12 protein-coding genes and 1 pseudogene are annotated in these 15,379 nt (G+C 65.2%); 4 read left to right on the top strand and 9 right to left on the bottom strand.

Annotation, left to right across the window (positions count from 1 at the left end; genetic code table 11):
- Position 1 precedes the first annotated feature (1 nt).
- From ABDW49_RS23370 to ABDW49_RS23360, 3 genes are read left to right on the top strand one after another with little or no spacing between them, the layout of a single operon-like run.
- Positions 2-769, top strand: coding sequence for an SDR family NAD(P)-dependent oxidoreductase (locus tag ABDW49_RS23370; protein WP_343615697.1), 768 nt, complete (start codon positions 2-4; stop codon positions 767-769).
- A gap of 11 nt (positions 770-780) precedes the next feature.
- A complete protein-coding gene (locus ABDW49_RS23365; RefSeq protein WP_343615696.1) occupies positions 781-1,557 on the top strand; it encodes an enoyl-CoA hydratase-related protein in 777 nt (258 codons plus the stop codon).
- A gap of 52 nt (positions 1,558-1,609) precedes the next feature.
- Complete coding sequence (locus ABDW49_RS23360) at positions 1,610-2,773, top strand: acyl-CoA dehydrogenase family protein (protein ID WP_343615694.1); 1,164 nt, start codon at positions 1,610-1,612, stop codon at positions 2,771-2,773.
- A 42-nt stretch (positions 2,774-2,815) separates the two neighbouring features.
- Here ABDW49_RS23360 and ABDW49_RS23355 read toward each other — a convergent pair whose 3' ends face one another.
- The 4 genes from ABDW49_RS23355 to ABDW49_RS23340 are packed head-to-tail and all read right to left on the bottom strand — an operon-like array spanning position 2,816 to position 8,535.
- A complete protein-coding gene (locus ABDW49_RS23355; protein WP_343615692.1) occupies positions 2,816-4,303 on the bottom strand; it encodes an AMP-binding protein in 1,488 nt (495 codons plus the stop codon).
- 4 nt (positions 4,304-4,307) lie between these two features.
- Positions 4,308-5,738 (bottom strand): aldehyde dehydrogenase family protein, encoded by a 1,431-nt coding sequence (locus tag ABDW49_RS23350; RefSeq protein WP_343615690.1) that lies wholly within the window; start codon positions 5,736-5,738, stop codon positions 4,308-4,310.
- A gap of 26 nt (positions 5,739-5,764) precedes the next feature.
- Positions 5,765-6,805 carry a zinc-binding dehydrogenase gene (locus tag ABDW49_RS23345; protein WP_343615689.1) on the bottom strand — a complete coding sequence of 347 codons (1,041 nt, stop codon included), beginning with the start codon at positions 6,803-6,805 and terminating at the stop codon, positions 5,765-5,767.
- 8 nt (positions 6,806-6,813) lie between these two features.
- Positions 6,814-8,535 (bottom strand): thiamine pyrophosphate-binding protein, encoded by a 1,722-nt coding sequence (locus ABDW49_RS23340; RefSeq protein WP_343615687.1) that lies wholly within the window; start codon positions 8,533-8,535, stop codon positions 6,814-6,816.
- Between the two features lie 220 nt (positions 8,536-8,755).
- Between ABDW49_RS23340 and ABDW49_RS23335 the strand changes: the two genes are divergently transcribed.
- Positions 8,756-9,502 carry a LuxR C-terminal-related transcriptional regulator gene (locus ABDW49_RS23335; RefSeq protein ID WP_343615686.1) on the top strand — a complete coding sequence of 249 codons (747 nt, stop codon included), beginning with the start codon at positions 8,756-8,758 and terminating at the stop codon, positions 9,500-9,502.
- A 15-nt stretch (positions 9,503-9,517) separates the two neighbouring features.
- Here ABDW49_RS23335 and ABDW49_RS23330 read toward each other — a convergent pair whose 3' ends face one another.
- The 5 genes and pseudogenes from ABDW49_RS23330 to ABDW49_RS23310 form a co-directional block, all read right to left on the bottom strand.
- Positions 9,518-10,330, bottom strand: coding sequence for a glucose 1-dehydrogenase (locus ABDW49_RS23330; protein WP_343615684.1), 813 nt, complete (start codon positions 10,328-10,330; stop codon positions 9,518-9,520).
- A gap of 50 nt (positions 10,331-10,380) precedes the next feature.
- Positions 10,381-12,534, bottom strand: coding sequence for a TonB-dependent receptor (locus ABDW49_RS23325; protein ID WP_343617370.1), 2,154 nt, complete (start codon positions 12,532-12,534; stop codon positions 10,381-10,383).
- 381 nt (positions 12,535-12,915) lie between these two features.
- Positions 12,916-13,011 (bottom strand): annotated as a pseudogene (locus ABDW49_RS23320) (IS5/IS1182 family transposase); the annotation flags it as partial.
- A gap of 72 nt (positions 13,012-13,083) precedes the next feature.
- Complete coding sequence (locus ABDW49_RS23315) at positions 13,084-13,965, bottom strand: LysR family transcriptional regulator (RefSeq protein WP_343615681.1); 882 nt, start codon at positions 13,963-13,965, stop codon at positions 13,084-13,086.
- 13 nt (positions 13,966-13,978) lie between these two features.
- Positions 13,979-15,115, bottom strand: coding sequence for an ROK family transcriptional regulator (locus tag ABDW49_RS23310; protein ID WP_343615679.1), 1,137 nt, complete (start codon positions 15,113-15,115; stop codon positions 13,979-13,981).
- Positions 15,116-15,379 lie beyond the last annotated feature (264 nt).

Here is a 15,379-nt window from a genome sequence, read left to right as displayed (position 1 = left end):
CATGGATATTCAAGGGCTGGCGGCCATCGTCACCGGCGGTGCTTCGGGGCTTGGCGCGGCCACCGCCGAGATGCTGGCGGCGCGCGGCGCGAAGGTGACGATCTTCGATCTCAACGCCGAGCTGGGCGTGGCCAAGGCGCGCGAGCTGGGCGGCCACTTCGCCTCCGTCAATGTCACCGACGAAGAAGCGGTAGGCCATGCCCTGCGCGAGGCGGAAGGCCTGCATGGCAAGGCGCGCATTCTGGTCAATTGCGCCGGGATCGGCCCGCCGGGCAAGGTCATCAGCCGCGAGGGCACAGTGCTGCCGCTGTCCGATTTCGCGAGGATCATCACCATCAACCTGATCGGATCGTTCAATGTCCTCTCGCAATTTGCCGGGGCGATCCATGATGCCGATCCGCTGAATGCGGATGGCGAGCGCGGCATCATCATCAACACCGCCAGCGTCGCGGCCTTCGACGGGCAGATCGGCCAGCCCGCCTATGCCGCCTCCAAGGGCGGGATCGTCAGCATGGCGCTGCCCATCGCGCGGGAATTCGCCCGCTATGGCATCCGCGTCAACACCATAGCGCCAGGCATCTTCTGGACCCCGGTGCTCAGCGTTCTGCCCGAAGATGTGCTGGACTCGCTGGGCCGTCAGATGCCCTTCCCCAGCCGCCTTGGCCAGCCCGCCGAATTTGCCAGACTGGCCGAGGCGATCATCGCCAATCCAATGCTCAACGGCGAGGTCATCCGGCTGGATGGCGCCATCCGCATGGCCGCGAAATGAAGGCAAGCACCATGAGTTGGACCTATGCAACGGTCGAGCGCGAAGGGCCGCTGACCATCGTCACAATCAACCGGCCCGAGGCGCATAATGCGCTCAACGCGCAGGCGCATATCGAACTGGAAGCGATTTTCGACGCTTTCGCCGAGGATGACAGCCAATGGGTCGCCATTCTGACCGGTGCCGGAGACAAGGCCTTCTGCGCCGGGCATGATCTGAAGCAGCAGGCCGCCGGCGGCGGGCTGACCACGCCCCCCAAGGGCTTTGGCGGGCTGACCGGCCGCTTCGATTGCCCCAAGCCGGTGATTGCCGCGGTCAATGGCGTTGCGATGGGCGGAGGGTTCGAACTGGCGCTGGCCTGCGATCTGCTGGTGGCCGGCAGCAAGGCGAGTTTCGCCCTTCCCGAGGTGCGCGTGGGGCTGGCCGCTTTGGCGGGCGGGTTGCAGCGCCTGCCCCAGCAGATCGGGCTGAAACAGGCGATGGGCATGCTGCTGACCGGGCGGCGCGTTTCCGCTGCCGAGGGCGCGGCGCTGGGTTTCGTCAATGAGGTCGCCGAGGGCGATGTGCTGACCACGGCGCGGGCATGGGCGGCGCAACTGCTGGAAGGCGGACCGCTGTCGGTGCGGGCGACCAAGGAGTCGGTGCTGCGATCACTGTCCATGCCGGTTGCCGAGGCGATGGCGGCGCAGTGGGATTTTCCCGCCATGCAGACCCTGCTGGCCTCCGAGGATGCCATCGAGGGCCCGTTGGCCTTTACCCAGAAACGCAAGCCCGAATGGAAAGGGCGCTAGCTCCGCCGAGCCCCATGTCCGGCGCGCCCAGAAACGCCAGAGGATGATACCCATGCACCGTCTCGATTTTCCCGATGCCCTGCCGATGCAGGATGAGGATATCGCCAGTTTTCGCGACAGTGTGGGCCGTTTCCTCGACAAATACGCGACTCCCGAGGTGATCGACGGCTTTCGCAAGGCGGGCATCGTTGCGCGCGGCTTCTGGGAGCAGGCGGGCCGTCAGGGCCTGTTGGGTCTTTGCACGGCAGAAACCCATGGCGGCGCCGGGGGGGACTTCCGCCATGAGGTCGTGCTGATCGAGGAACTGGGGCGGCGCGGTTTCGAAGGCTGGGACGTCACGCTGCACAATGCCATCGTCGCCCCCTATCTTGAGGCCTATGGCTCGCAGGCGCTGAAACAGCACTGGCTTCCCGCCATGGCCAGCGGCGCGGCCATTGGCGCCATCGCCATGACCGAACCGGGCGCGGGCTCCGATCTTCAGGGCATCAGGACCACGGCCCGGCGCGAGGGCGACAGCTATATCGTCAACGGCGCCAAGACCTTCATCACCAATGGCCAGAACGCCGATGTGGTGCTGGTCGTGGCCCGGACCGATCCCGCGGCCGGGGCGCGCGGCATCTCCATTCTGGTGGTCGATGCGCGGGGCACGCCGGGTTTCGCGCGCGGGCGCAATCTCGACAAGATCGGCCGTTCGGCGTCCGACACCTCCGAACTGTTCTTCGAGGATATGCGCGTTCCCCTCGACTGCCTGCTGGGCGAGGAGGAGGGGCGCGGCTTTTACCAGTTGATGGAGAAGCTGCCTCAGGAACGCCTGATCCTGGCCGTGCAATCCATGGCCGCCATCGAGCATATTCTGGGCATCACGCTGGACTATGTGAAGGAGCGCAAGGCTTTCGGTCAGGCGATCCTCGATTTCCAGACCACCCAATTCGCCCTGGCCGAGATGAAGACCGAGGCCTGCGTCGGCAAGGCCTTCGTCAACCATTGCGTGGCCGAGCATCTGGCGGGGCGGCTGGACAACACCGCCGCTTCCATGGCGAAATACTGGCTGACCGAGCTGCATGGCAAGATCGCCGACCGCTGCCTGCAACTCTTCGGCGGCTATGGCTATATGAACGAATATCCCATTGCCCAGGCTTATCGCGATGCCCGCGTCACCCGCATCTATGGCGGCACCAACGAGATCATGAAACTGCTGATCGCCCGCAGCCTTTAGGGCGATCATTGCCCCTGTCCGGTCCCGGATCAGGCATGATGTTCACGTGATCTCGCGCCGCAGAATCTTGCCTGTCGCGGTTTTGGGGAGGTCGGCACGAATCTCAACATGGCGCGGCACCTTGTAGGCCGCCATCCTGCTGCGGCAAAAGGCGACCAGCTCCGATGTCCATTCGGTCGGTTCCAGCATGGCCTCGGGATGCAGGCTGACCACCGCCTTGACCGTCTCGCCGCGATAGGCGTCAGGGATGCCCACGACCGCCGCCTCGCGCACGGCCGGGTGGCTGTAGAGCACATCCTCGACCTCGCGCGGCCACACCTTGAAGCCCGAGGCGACGATCATGTCCTTCTTGCGGTCGACCAGATAAAGCCACCCCGCCTCATCGATCACCCCCACATCGCCGCTGCGAAAGCCCTCGGCACGCATGGCGGCGGCTGTCTCTTCCGGCGCGCGCCAATATTGCGCAACGACGCTGGGGCCTTTGATCACGATCTCCCCGGCCTCACCCGGCAGGCAGTCCTTGCCGTCTTCGCTCACGATCCGCACGCTGGCGCGCGGGACCGGCTTTCCCGCCGACAGCGCGCCCGTGGCCGGATCGCAGGGCGCCAGCGGCGCTGCGGGGGCGATGATCACGGGCGCCACCGTTTCGGTCAGGCCGTAAGCATTGCGGAGGGTCACCCCCGTCGCGGCCAGCACTCTGTCGCGCATGGCCGGGGCGATCGGCGCGCCGCCTGAAAAGATCGTCGTCAGGCTGGCGACGCGCTCGCTGGAGAAGCGGGGTGAATCGATCAGCGCCGCCAGCGCGGTGATCGCCGCCACCGTAAAGGCCGGTCGATGGCGTTCAATGGCATCCAGAACCGTGTCCGCCTGAAATCTGTGGCACAGCACCAGCGGCGCCCGCGCCGCCAGTGCCGCCCCGATATGCCCGCTCAGCCCCGTGACATGGAACAGCGGCGCTGCCGCCAGAATGGGGACGCCCGGTTGCAGCCGGGCCGTCTCGCAATAGGTCTGCGCGCCCGCCAGCAGATTTGCATGGCTCACCACCGCCCCCTTGGGCCTGCCCGTCGTGCCCGATGTGTAGACGATCATCAGGAGATCGCATGGCGTGTCGAGACCGGGAGGCCCCGCCTGCGCAACCCCGAACGTACCGCCTTCCCCCACCGTAAAGCGATGAACGCCGGGCAGCGCCGCCCCCAGCACCGTCTCGGCATGGTCCATCTCGCAGACGATGGCGCGCGGGCTGCAATCGGCGGCCAGCTTCTCGATCTCCGGCAGGCGGTACATGGGGTTGAGCGGAACGGTGATCACCCCGGCCCGCGCCGCGCCCAGCAGCGCGATCACGAACTCGGGCACATTCTGGAGGCACAGGAACATCCGGTCCCCCGCCCTCAGCCCCGCCGCCGCCAGAGCGCCCGCGAAACCGGCACTGCGGCGGTCGAGCGCGGCAAAGGAGATGCTGTCGTCACGGTACAAAAGGGCGGGGGCATCGGGATCGGCGCCCACCGCCTTGGCCAGAAGGTCTGTCAGCATGGGCTCAGGCTCCGGCGGACGCATAGCCCATCACCGCCTTGACCTCGAGGAACTCACCAAAGGCATGCGCGCCCCATTCCCTGCCGTTGCCCGATTGCTTGTAGCCGCCAAAGGGCGCGGTCATGTCCAGATCGGGGTAGTTGAGATAGACCTGCCCCGCGCGCAGCCGCCCCGCCACCTCGCCTGCCTCCTGAGCGGCGCCCTGCACATAGGCGGCAAGCCCGTAAGGCGTGTCATTGGCCATCACGATGGCCTGCTCGACATCCTGATAGGCCAGAATGGTCAGCACCGGGCCGAAGATTTCCTCCCGCGCGATGATCATATCATTGGTCACATCGGCAAACACCGTGGGCTTGACGTAATAGCCCGCATCCAGCCCATCGGGCAGTCCTGTGCCTCCGGCGACCAGCGTCGCGCCTTCATCGATCCCGGTCTGGATCAGATGCTGCACCTTGTCCCACTGCGCCTGGCTGACCACCGGTCCCAGCTTCGCATTGCTGGCAGGCTGGCCCACGGTCTGCTCGGCGGCGGCGGCGGCGGCGATGGTCTTGGCCCGCGCCATATCCCCGGCGGCCACCATCATGCGCGAGGGGGCATTGCAGGACTGGCCCGAATTGACCATCATCGCCGCCACACCCTGCGCCACGGCGGCCTCAAGATCGGCGGAGGGCAGCACGATGTTGGCCGATTTCCCGCCCAGCTCCTGATGCACGCGCTTGACGGTGGGGGCGGCCGCGCGGGCCACCTCGACACCGGCGCGGGTCGAGCCGGTGAAGGAGACCATATCAACATCGGGATGCGCGCTGAGCGCCGCGCCCACGCCGGGGCCATCGCCATGCACAAGGTTGAAAACGCCCGCCGGAACCCCTGCCTCATGCATCACTTCGGCAAAGATATGGCCGCTGAAAGGCGCGACCTCTGAGGGTTTGAGCACCATGGTGCATCCCACCGCCAGCGCCGGGGCGACCTTGCAGGCGATCTGGTTGAGCGGCCAGTTCCATGGCGTGATGAAGGCGCAAACACCGACCGGCTCTTTGGCCAGCAAGGTGGCGCCGCGCTTTTCACTGAATTCGTAATGTTCGAGGATCTGGCGCGCGGTCTGCAGATGGGCCAGGCCGATCGGCACCTGCGCCGCAGAAGCCAGCCAGGCCGGCGCGCCCATTTCAGCGGTGACGGCAGCGGCAATATCGTCGGCCCGCTTCTGATAGGCCGCGATGATGGCGTCGAGCAGGTCCAGACGCTCCTGCACGCTGCTGCGCGAGAAGCTGTCAAAGGCCTTGCGCGCCGCCGCCACGGCATGGTCGACATCCTGCGCATTGCCAATCGCCACCCGTCCGGCGATCCCGGCATCGGCCGGGTCGATCACATCGATCACAGTCGCGCTGGTCGGCGAGACCCAGCGGCCATCCACGTAGAATTGCAGGGCCTCACGCATATCACTCTCCTGTGTCAGGCTGGTGTTCATGATGGTTTGACCATCATCTTGATCTGGTCGCCGCTGGCGGTCAGCGCGGCAAAGGCGGCGTCGATGCCCGCAATCGGCACGCTGCCCGTCACCATCGGGGCCAGACGGGCGGGGTCTGCCACCAGCATGTCGAAGGCGGCGCGAAACTCCTGCGCGGAATAGGCAAAGACGAAGCGGAGCTGGAGCGACTTCTGGATCAGCAAGGCCGGTTCGATGGCATCGCTTTCCATGCAGACCCCGGCAACCACGATGGTGCTCGCCACGGGCGCGGCCTCCGCCACCGCTGTCAGCATGCCCGGTTTGCCGACGCATTCGAAGATCACCGCGCGTTTGCTCACGCCGACCGCCGCCATCGTATCCGACAGGCCGGTATGCAGGTTCTGCGTCCGCCACCAGGCCGCGCTTGCCTCGGTATCGGGGGCGATCGCGGCATCGGCGCCCATCGTCTCGGCCATGGCGCGGCGGGCAGGCACCGGGTCGATGGCCAGGATCGGCCCCAGCCCCAGCGCGCGCAACCGGGCAATCACGAAAAGCCCAACCGGCCCACAACCATAAATGGCAAAGGCGCAATCGCCATCCACCCCCGCCTGATTGACGGCATGCACCGCCACCGCCAACGGTTCGGTCAGCGCCGCAATGTCGGTCGGCACGTGATCGGGCACCGCCAGCAATGTGTCCTGGGGCAGCACCATGCGTTCGGCAAAGGCGCCGTGATAACGGTTCGAATAGCCCACCAGCACCAGCCCGCGATCATCGACCAGAAAGGGCTGGCACACCACCCTTTGCCCGCGCGGCAGATCACCCGAAGGTTCGAGCAGCTCGGCGCAATATTCATGCCCCATCACCACCGGCAGATCCGGGTCCATAAAACCCTTGAAACCGGCGCGGTGCAGCAGATCGCACAGATGCGGCGCATGATCGCGGGCATGCAGATCGCTGCCGCACACGCCGCAGGCCAAAGGCGCCGCCAGCACCTGCCCGGCCTGCGGTTCGGGCTCGGGCAGGGTCTCGATGGCGATGCGGCCTTTCAGAAGCACCGCAGCCTTCATAGCTTGATGTTCTCGTAATAGGGCACCATCACCTCGTCATCAGCGGCTTCGCCCAGCATCGCCGCCGTCATCGGCAGCATCACATCGGGATCGACGGTGACATCGATGCAGCCCGGCAGGCCCGAGGCAAAGGCCCGCGCGATGGCCGGGCCGATCTCCTCGACCTTGGTCACCCGCTCGCCATAGCAGCCGAAGCCCTTGGCGATTTCGTGATACTTGATGTCGCCCAGCAGCGAGATGCAACTGTAATTCGCGCCATAGAGGATCTGCTGCCCGTGCAGCGACTGGCCCCAGCAGCTGTTGTTGAGCACCACCGTGACGACCGGCAGCCTCTGGCGCACCATCGTTTCGAACTCCTGAAGGTGGAAGCCGACCGCGCCATCGCCCGTGATCTGCACCACCGGCTTGCCGGGCCTTGCATAGGCCGCGCCAATGGCAAAGCCGAAGCCCAGCCCCAACGCGCCCAGCTGGCCGAAAGTCAGCACCCCCCCGGCATGCTTGACCCGTGCGTGATAGGCCGCCCACAGCCCGGCCTCGCCGCCCTCCAGCACGAAGCTGGTGCCTTCGGGCGCGCCTTCGACGGCGGCCTTGGCGGCGAAATAGGGGTTGATGCTGCCCGAGCGCGTTTCGGCGGTGAATTCCGCGCCGACCTGCCGCGCCGCCTGCCTCATGGTGTTGCGCCAGCCGTGGAAATGATCGGGCGCCCCCTGCCATGCCGCGGCCACCGCATCCATAAAGGCGCCGACGCTGGCGGTGGTGGCCAGTGCGGGCTGATGGATACGCCCGAACTCCACGGCATCGGCGTGAACCTGCACGATCTTGGCCGCTTCGGGGAAGAAGGCGCGGGTGCGCCCCGCCATGAACAGGCCGAAGCGCGAACCGAGCATCAGGATCAGATCGGGCGCCTCGCCCTGAGCGGTGGCGATGGCAATGGCGCTGGGGTCATGGGCATAGGCCGGATTGTCGGGGGCGAGCAGGCCCATCGCGCGGCTGGACTGCACCACCGGAATGCCCAGCCGGTCGCAAAAAGCCGCGACCTGCGCCTGAGTCGCCTGATAACGCGCCAGCGAGCCCAGAATGGCCACGGGGCGTTTCGCCTCGGCCAGCAGGCGCAGCACCTGATTGACATGCTCGGGCAGCGGCGCGGTGGCGAGCGGCGGCACCGGCAGCGGCAAGGCCAGCGGCAGGCGCGCAGGGCGCGCCATCACATCGATGGGCAGCTCGACGAAGACCGGGCCGGGGCGCCCGCCCAGCGCGACCGTGATGGCATTGGCCAGTTGGTCGGGGATGCGGTCCGGATCGGTGATGCGGATGGCCAGCTTGACCACCGGCGCTGCCATGGCGATCTGGTCGACGCCGCCCTGCAGCACATTGAGCGACTCCTCGCGCAGCGGCGGCGCACCGGCCAGAAACAGCACCGGCACGCCATCGAGACGGGCATTGGCCATGGACGTCAGCGCATTGGTGAAGCCGGGCCCTGCCGTGATCATGCAGACGCCCAGGTCGCCGGTCAGCCGGGCCCAGCCTTCGGCGGCATGGCCCGCGCAGGCTTCATGGCGTGTATCGACCAGTTCGATGCCCTCATCGAGGAAGCCCTTGAAGGCCGCATCCAGATGGCCGCCATGCAGCGCGAAAATGGTTTTAACCTTCGCCGCGGCCAGCGTGCGCGCCACGGCCGCCCCGCCATCGATCCGCGGTTTGCGATCTGCCTCTGCCATTCGTCTGTCCTCGTCCCGTTCTGTGTTGGGCCGAGCGTAACGCGGCATGCGGTCTGAGGGGATTGACGGAAACCCGTAATGTCCCTGGCGCGATCAAACGCCTAGAAGCAGCACCAGCGTCCTTGAACGCAGTGGCCTGATCGCGCTACTCTCGCAGGCAAGGACAGATGACTGACCCCGGACAACGGGGCGGCGTCCCGAGGAGAATGAGATGCCCGGAATGACCAACAGCGTGTATGACTTCACGCGGCATATCGTCGAAAGCTGCGGGCTGGACAGTGCCTCGATCTTTTTGTGCGACCGCGTCTCAAGCAAGCCGCGCGTGTCCTATCTCTTTCATTATCAGATCTCTGACGTGGTGCAGGACCGCTATGAGCGCCACACGGTCTTCCACGAGGACCCTTTCACCGATCCGCGCATCAAGGAGCAGCCCGATCTGATGCATGACGACGGCCTGCTGCTGGCCGCCGACCGGCGGGTGCAGAGCGGGGATTTCGCGAGGGGGCGTTATTGGCCTTTCATGCGCGATCACGGCATCGATGTGATCGGCGCCTCGACTCGCCGTCTGCTGCCCGGTGTCTATGCCACGATCGGCTTTCACCGCCGCCGCGACGGCAGCCATGGCGCCGCCGTGCCGGTCAAGCGGCTCGACACGCTGGCGCGGCGCTTGCAGGATATGACCAGCGGGCTGATGCTGCGCCAGATCCTGGATCAGGCCAATGGCCTGTCCACCTTTCGCAGCAGCTATTTCGAGCGCACGCAGGCGGCCTCCGCCCATCCGCGCCAGGCTCTGTCACTGCGCGAGCGCGAGATCGCCTCGCTGGTGTGCGAGGGGCGGCTCAACAAGGAGATCGCCTATATCGTCGGCCTGTCGGAGCACACGGTCGAAAACCATCTGCGGCGCATTTATGCCAAATTCTCGATCCACAACCGTTCGGCTCTGGTGGCGGCCATGGCCGCGATCTGAAGCGGCGGGCGTGACTTAACGGGCAATGGCGCTCGGCGCATCGGCCAGATGGCTGGCGGTGCCCAGCAGGCGGGTGAAGTTGGGCTGCCCGGTGTGCGCCGTCATGCCGCCATCGACCACCAGATTGTGGCCGTTGATGTAAGACGCATCGCCTGAGGCCAGAAAGGCGATCGCCGAGGCCACTTCCTCGGGCCGCGCCGGGCGCTGCATGGGCAAGGCGCCGTCATAGGCGGCCATGATCGCGGGATTGCCGGTCAGCCCCGTCGCCAGCGGTGTCGCGGTGAGGCCGGGGCTGACCGCATTGACGCGCAGCGCGGGTGCATGATCGATGGCCATGGCGCGCGTCAGATTGATCACCGCCGCCTTGGCCGCATTGTAAGCCGCAAAGCCGTAATCGGCGGCCATGCCCGAGGCCGAGGCGACATTGACGATCGAACCGCCGGTCTGCGCCAGATGCGGGATCGCCTGCCTGCTGGCCCAGAACACCGACTCCACATCGACCGCCATCACCTGACGCCAATGGTCCAGATCGATCTCGGTGACGCGGCCCAGCGACCCCATCCCCGCATTGTTGACCAGCACATCGAGGCGGCCGTAATGCGCCATGACCTGCGCGATCATGCGGTCGATGGCCGAAGCGTCCAGCACATCAACCTCGATCCCCAGATGGCGGTCACCGCCGATCTCCCGCAGCATATGGTCGATCGCCGGGCGCCGGATATCGGCTACCACCACCGATGCGCCTTCCTGAGCGAAGCGGCGCACCGCCGCCTCGCCAATGCCCGATCCGCCGCCGGTGACGATGACGACCTTTCCCTCGAAGCGCATTCTCGTTTCTCCTGTTGCATGGGCGACGGCATCCCGTCGCGAAAAGCCCGTCAGAAATGATAGGACAGGCTGGCGCCGAAGGTGCGCGGGGCGGTCTGGATCAGGTAATCGTAACCGAAGGAGGCGCGCTCATCGAGGCCATCGGCAAAGGTCTTGGCATTGGTGAGATTGCTGACCCACAGCCGCACGCCATAATGCGCGGTGTTGTAGCTGAGCTGCGCATTGATCTTGGTGTTGGCATTCTGGTGCAGGTTCACATTGCCGGCCAGATTGTTGTAAGGCGTGAAATAGACCAGTCCGGTGTAGACGAAGGAGGGGGTCAGGGTGACGGTTCCGTCCCCGATCCGCGCCATCGTCCAGTCGAGCGAGCCGCTGGCCGACCAGCGCGGCGCATAGGGCAGGCGCTGGCCGCTCAGATCGCCACCCGAAAGCTGCAGCGCCTGATAGGTCGCATCGAGGAAGGAGCCTGACAGGTTCAGCTTGAGATCCTTCGCGGGCCTGAGCGTCGCTTCGGCCTCGACACCCTGGATGCGGCTCTTGTCGACATTGCGCAGCAGGGTTTCGGTGCCGATCGTCTCATTGATCTGCTGGTTGCGGTAATTCATGATGAAACCGGCCAGCGAGAGCGACAGCATGCGATCGAAGAAGCGGCCCTTGGCGCCGATCTCATAGGCATCGACCTGCTCAGGCTTGGTCGTGATGATGGTGGGCCCGAAAAAGCACTGACCGCAGAAGGCCGCGGCGCGATAGCCACGTCCATAGCTGGCATAGAGCATCTTGCCGTCATCGAAGGTGTAGTTGATCGCCGCGCGCCCGGTCAGCGCGGAGCTGTCGAGCTTGAGCGTGGGGCCGGAGACGAGTTGCCCGCTCGCCGCATCATAGCCGCCGAAGAAATAGGTCCCACTGGCGGGTGAAAAGGCGCTGATGTCGCGCGTTCCCGTGAAGGCCGAGGCCGGCACCTGATAGGCTTCGTAATTCTGATAGCGCCCCGTATCATGCGTGTAGCGCAGCCCCAGCGTGACCGAGAGATGCGAGCCGATTTTCTGGTCCGCCTGCGTGAAGGCGGCATAGGAGCGCCGGACCTGATCGTATTTCTGACGGATCATCGCGGCGCCATCGAACAGCCAGTAATAGCTGTCCGAGGCATCCTTGTCGTAACCATAATAGAGGCCCGCCTGCACATTGGTGCGGTCGTCGGAATAGGCGGCGCGCAGCTCCTGATTGAACATGGTGAAGACATTGCCGTAAAGCGTATCGAGCGGCTGGGTGAAGACCGGCGATTCCAGCCCGGTGCCTTCCTGGGAGAAGGCCTGCTTGAGGTGATCGTAGGAGGTCAGCGAGGTCAGTTGGATGGCCTCGTTCAGATTGTATTTGACGATCAGCTCGGTGCCGTAACTCTCGATGAAGCTGCGACCGACACGCGCACTGTCCACCTCGAAAAAGCCCAGCCCCTTGGCGGCGCGGCTGGTGCCCAGAACGGGATTGAAGCCATTCGCCCCCGTGCCGAGGTCATAGATGGCCGCCTGCGTCGGGTTCGAACGCCCATAGGTGCCCTTGAGCGTGATATCGAGCTTGTCGTCCGGCTTGATGCGCAGAATCGCGCGGGCCGCCACCGAATTGGTGGAATTGAGGTCCGGCTGGCCAGGCGCGATGTTCTTGATGTAGCCATCGCCCTTCGCATAATTGGCCGACACGCGAAGACCCACGACATCCTTGACCAGCGTGGTGTCGAGCGCACCCTGAGCGGTGAAATTGTTGTAATTGCCATAACCGACCTGCACATCGCCGCTGGTGCCCGACAGGGTGGGGCGCCGCGAGATGAAGTTGATCGTGCCGCCCGTGGTGTTGCGGCCATAGAGCGTGCCCTGCGGCCCGCGCAGCACCTCGATCCGTTCCAGATCATAGAGCTGCAAGCCGTGCGCCGCGCGCGCCGCGATATAGGCATCGTCGAAATAGACGCCGACCGGCGAGGCCTGATTGGGGTTGTGCTCATTGGCGACGCCGATGCCGCGAATGGTGAAATTCGGCTGGGAATCGCCATAGGGGCTGTTGACCTGCAGCGAGGGAATCGTGCCGGTCAATTGCGCGGTGCTGGTGATGCCGCGCTTGGCCAGATCATCCTGCGAGATGGCGCTGATGGCGATCGGCACGCGCATCATGGATTCCGACCGGCGCTGCGCTGTCACGATGATGTCGCCCGACACGGGCGCCGAGGGAGCCGGTTGCGTGCCGACCTTTTCGGATGAGGCGGCCTCTGCAGCCGGCCTCGGGGTGCCGTCAGCTGTTTGGGCGTGGCCAAGTCCCGCCGATACGGTTAGCGCAATCGCAGCGACACTCGCGAGATAGTGCGTTTTCATGCATCCCCCTGTCATGGCCGATGTTACGGCTCTCATCAGGTGGGCATAGCGCCACGACCAGTTCAGCGTCGATTGACGGAAACCCGTCAGGGGCCGCCCTTCCCGGTCGGCCGCAAATATCGTGCTCAAAAGAGCAGCCCAATCACCCTCATCCGACAGGCTTTGACGCCAGTGATCATGCGGTGAGGAGTCAGCCCTCAGACAGGCCAGGCTCAGCCCGGGCGGATTTTTGACCGGCAGTGTGTGGGATTTGCGGCCCGGAATACAGGGCTTTATGTCCAGTGCATCCCTGAACCATTCGGCATCATAGCCCCGATCATCGACCCGAGGCTTACGGTGACTCTTGGGAAGATACGGCGACAAACGCTCATGCCCAGTCTCCTCCCGGAGCCTGAATCACATCGCGGGCCGCCAACCAATGGGTCCTGAGCCCAGTCGCTGCACCACCAGATCGAGCAATGCCCTCATTCTCGCCAACCGCCGCATATCCCTATGATAGCCCACGAAAGTGTCTCGCCCCGGCGGTGCCTCGCCAAGATCAACGGCGACTATGCCGGGCATGACATCCCCCAGCAGACGAGGCAGAACCGCAAGCCCAGCGCCATCAGCACAGAGGCGTGCCTGAACCTGCCGGTTGTTGCTGCGAAAAGCCACACAGGCCTCGGGCAATCTTTGCCGCAGCCAAACGGCATCGGGCATCTGGGCAAACCCGACGTCCATCGTAACCAGACGGGCTCCCTGCCCTTCCCCAATGGCTGATGCATCGAAGCCAAGCGGCGCGTAAACTGCGTAAGGAACATGCAGCAGGCGGCGCGAGATCACCTCCGGCTCGTCAAAAGGCTTGATGCGGAACACCATATCCGCCTCCCGGCGCGGCAGGCTGTAGAGCCGCGCATCGGTCAGCAGTTCCACGCAGACGCCGGGATGCAGCGCCCCAAACTCAGCCAGCACCGGGGCGAGCAGACAACTTCCGAACCATTCCGAGCAGGACAGGCGCAGCATGCCCTCCAACTGCCCCTCGCTGCCGTTGAGTTCGCGCTGGAAGGCCAGCGCCTCTTCCTCGATCCTTTCGGCATGGGCCAGCACGAGGCTGCCCTCATCGGTGAGGACAAAACCATCGGCGGTGCGCTGGAAGAGGATATGGCCGACCGCCTCCTCCAGCGCGCGCAAACGGCGCCCCATGGTCGGCTGCGTCTGCCCGAGCGAGCGCGCCGCCGCGCCCAATGTGCCGGTGCGGGCGATGGCCAGAAAGACCCGCAGATCACTCCATTCCATCATCGTCATTTCCCCTCTAATTGCGCGCGATCGAGGCATGGATCGGCAGCAGCGCAGCCCCCAGCGCCGGTCCTGCCCGTCCCAGCTTCGAGACCTCGATGGGACAGGCCGCGATCTCGCAATGGCCGCGATGGTCGCCCCAGACCAGCGGGCCCTTGTTCAGCCGGTCGGCCAGTTGCTGCATCAGCGCCATCGGCAAAGGGCTGATCAGCCGCAAGGCGCCCGGATCGAACCAGGCGATGGCCGAATTGATCGCCTGCAGCAATTGCGCCGAAGCCCGGTCCAGCCAGGCGTCGATGGTGCCCTGATAGCCCGAGGTCACCAGATCGAAATCCGCCAGCGAGGTCACGGGGCAGCCCGCGGCGCGCAGCATGTCGAGCAGATCGAGCGTGGTGGGGCGCGGGCGCCCGCTGGGATAGAACATGCCGATCTCGCCCGCGCTGCCCATCTCGCCGCGCATCAGGCGGCCCTCATGGATGATGCCCGCCCCCACACCGTGCCCCAGCAGGATCACCACCGCGGTCGAGCAGCGCTCGATCAGCCCGCCCAGATAATATTCGGCCAGAGCGGCAGAGGCGGCATCGTTCTCAATCCACACCGGCAGCCCCAGCGTATCGTCCATGATCTGGAGCAGCGGCACATTCTGCCAGCCGGGCCAGTTGTGCACCACATTCCAGCGGTTGCCGTCGCGCGACAGCGCCGGGCCCGGTACGCTGAGCCCCACGCCATAGAGCCTGCTGCTGAGCAGGCGATGCTCCACCGCCAGTTCGTGGATGCGCCGGTCGATCAGCCGTCCGAACTGCCATGGATCGACGGGCTCGATCTTCTCTGTGGTCATGGAGATAACGCCCCCGGCATAATCGATCAGCGCGATCTCCATGATGCCGGTGTACATCGTCACCCCCACCGAATAGCCGCCTGCCGAGGACACGCGCAGGGGCACAGTCGGGCGGCCGCGCCCTTGCGGGATGGCGCCTTCCACCTCCTCGATCAGCCCCAGTGTCAGCAGCCCGCGCGACAGTTTGGTGATCGCGCCATTGCTGACCTGCATCGCCTGCGCCAGATCGGACCGCGCCTGAGCACCATGCGTGCGCAGCCGCCACAGCAGGCGCTTTTCCTCATCCATCAGGTTCAGCAACTGGGGCTTGCTCATGGGATTCCTTAGCCGTGGTTGTGCCCGGTTTGGCAGTTTTGTCACAGAAATGCCATTTGAGATTTATTTTTCAAATAATAATTAAATCTGTCACCGCTTCTGCTCATATGCCCGCGAGCAGCAGACTCAACCGGAGGAATTTTCACAGGCCCGATCATGGTCGCCACAAGGCAGGCGAAACGCCGCTCAAGCCTTGCGGGCGAGACCGTGAAAAGCGCGCAAATATGACAATCATCCGCAAAAGATACCATTTCAAAACATTCG

The sequence above is a fragment of the Novosphingobium sp. genome, assembly GCF_039595395.1.
GTDB lineage: Bacteria > Pseudomonadota > Alphaproteobacteria > Sphingomonadales > Sphingomonadaceae > Novosphingobium.
The sequence above is the reverse complement of the archived record's forward strand: the minus strand, read 5'-3'. Positions and strand labels throughout refer to the sequence as shown.

Excerpts from the sequence above, each read along its gene's own strand:
- ABDW49_RS23340 (WP_343615687.1), bottom strand. The coding sequence starts at position 8,535 with ATGGCAGAGGCAGATCGCAAACCGCGGATCGATGGCGGGGCGGCCGTG.
- ABDW49_RS23310 (WP_343615679.1), bottom strand. The coding sequence starts at position 15,115 with ATGAGCAAGCCCCAGTTGCTGAACCTGATGGATGAGGAAAAGCGCCTG.
- ABDW49_RS23365 (WP_343615696.1), top strand. The coding sequence starts at position 781 with ATGAGTTGGACCTATGCAACGGTCGAGCGCGAAGGGCCGCTGACCATC.
- ABDW49_RS23350 (WP_343615690.1), bottom strand. The coding sequence starts at position 5,738 with ATGCGTGAGGCCCTGCAATTCTACGTGGATGGCCGCTGGGTCTCGCCG.
- ABDW49_RS23315 (WP_343615681.1), bottom strand. The coding sequence starts at position 13,965 with ATGATGGAATGGAGTGATCTGCGGGTCTTTCTGGCCATCGCCCGCACC.
- ABDW49_RS23335 (WP_343615686.1), top strand. The coding sequence starts at position 8,756 with ATGACCAACAGCGTGTATGACTTCACGCGGCATATCGTCGAAAGCTGC.
- ABDW49_RS23330 (WP_343615684.1), bottom strand. The coding sequence starts at position 10,330 with ATGCGCTTCGAGGGAAAGGTCGTCATCGTCACCGGCGGCGGATCGGGC.
- ABDW49_RS23370 (WP_343615697.1), top strand. The coding sequence starts at position 2 with ATGGATATTCAAGGGCTGGCGGCCATCGTCACCGGCGGTGCTTCGGGG.
- ABDW49_RS23360 (WP_343615694.1), top strand. The coding sequence starts at position 1,610 with ATGCACCGTCTCGATTTTCCCGATGCCCTGCCGATGCAGGATGAGGAT.
- ABDW49_RS23355 (WP_343615692.1), bottom strand. The coding sequence starts at position 4,303 with ATGCTGACAGACCTTCTGGCCAAGGCGGTGGGCGCCGATCCCGATGCC.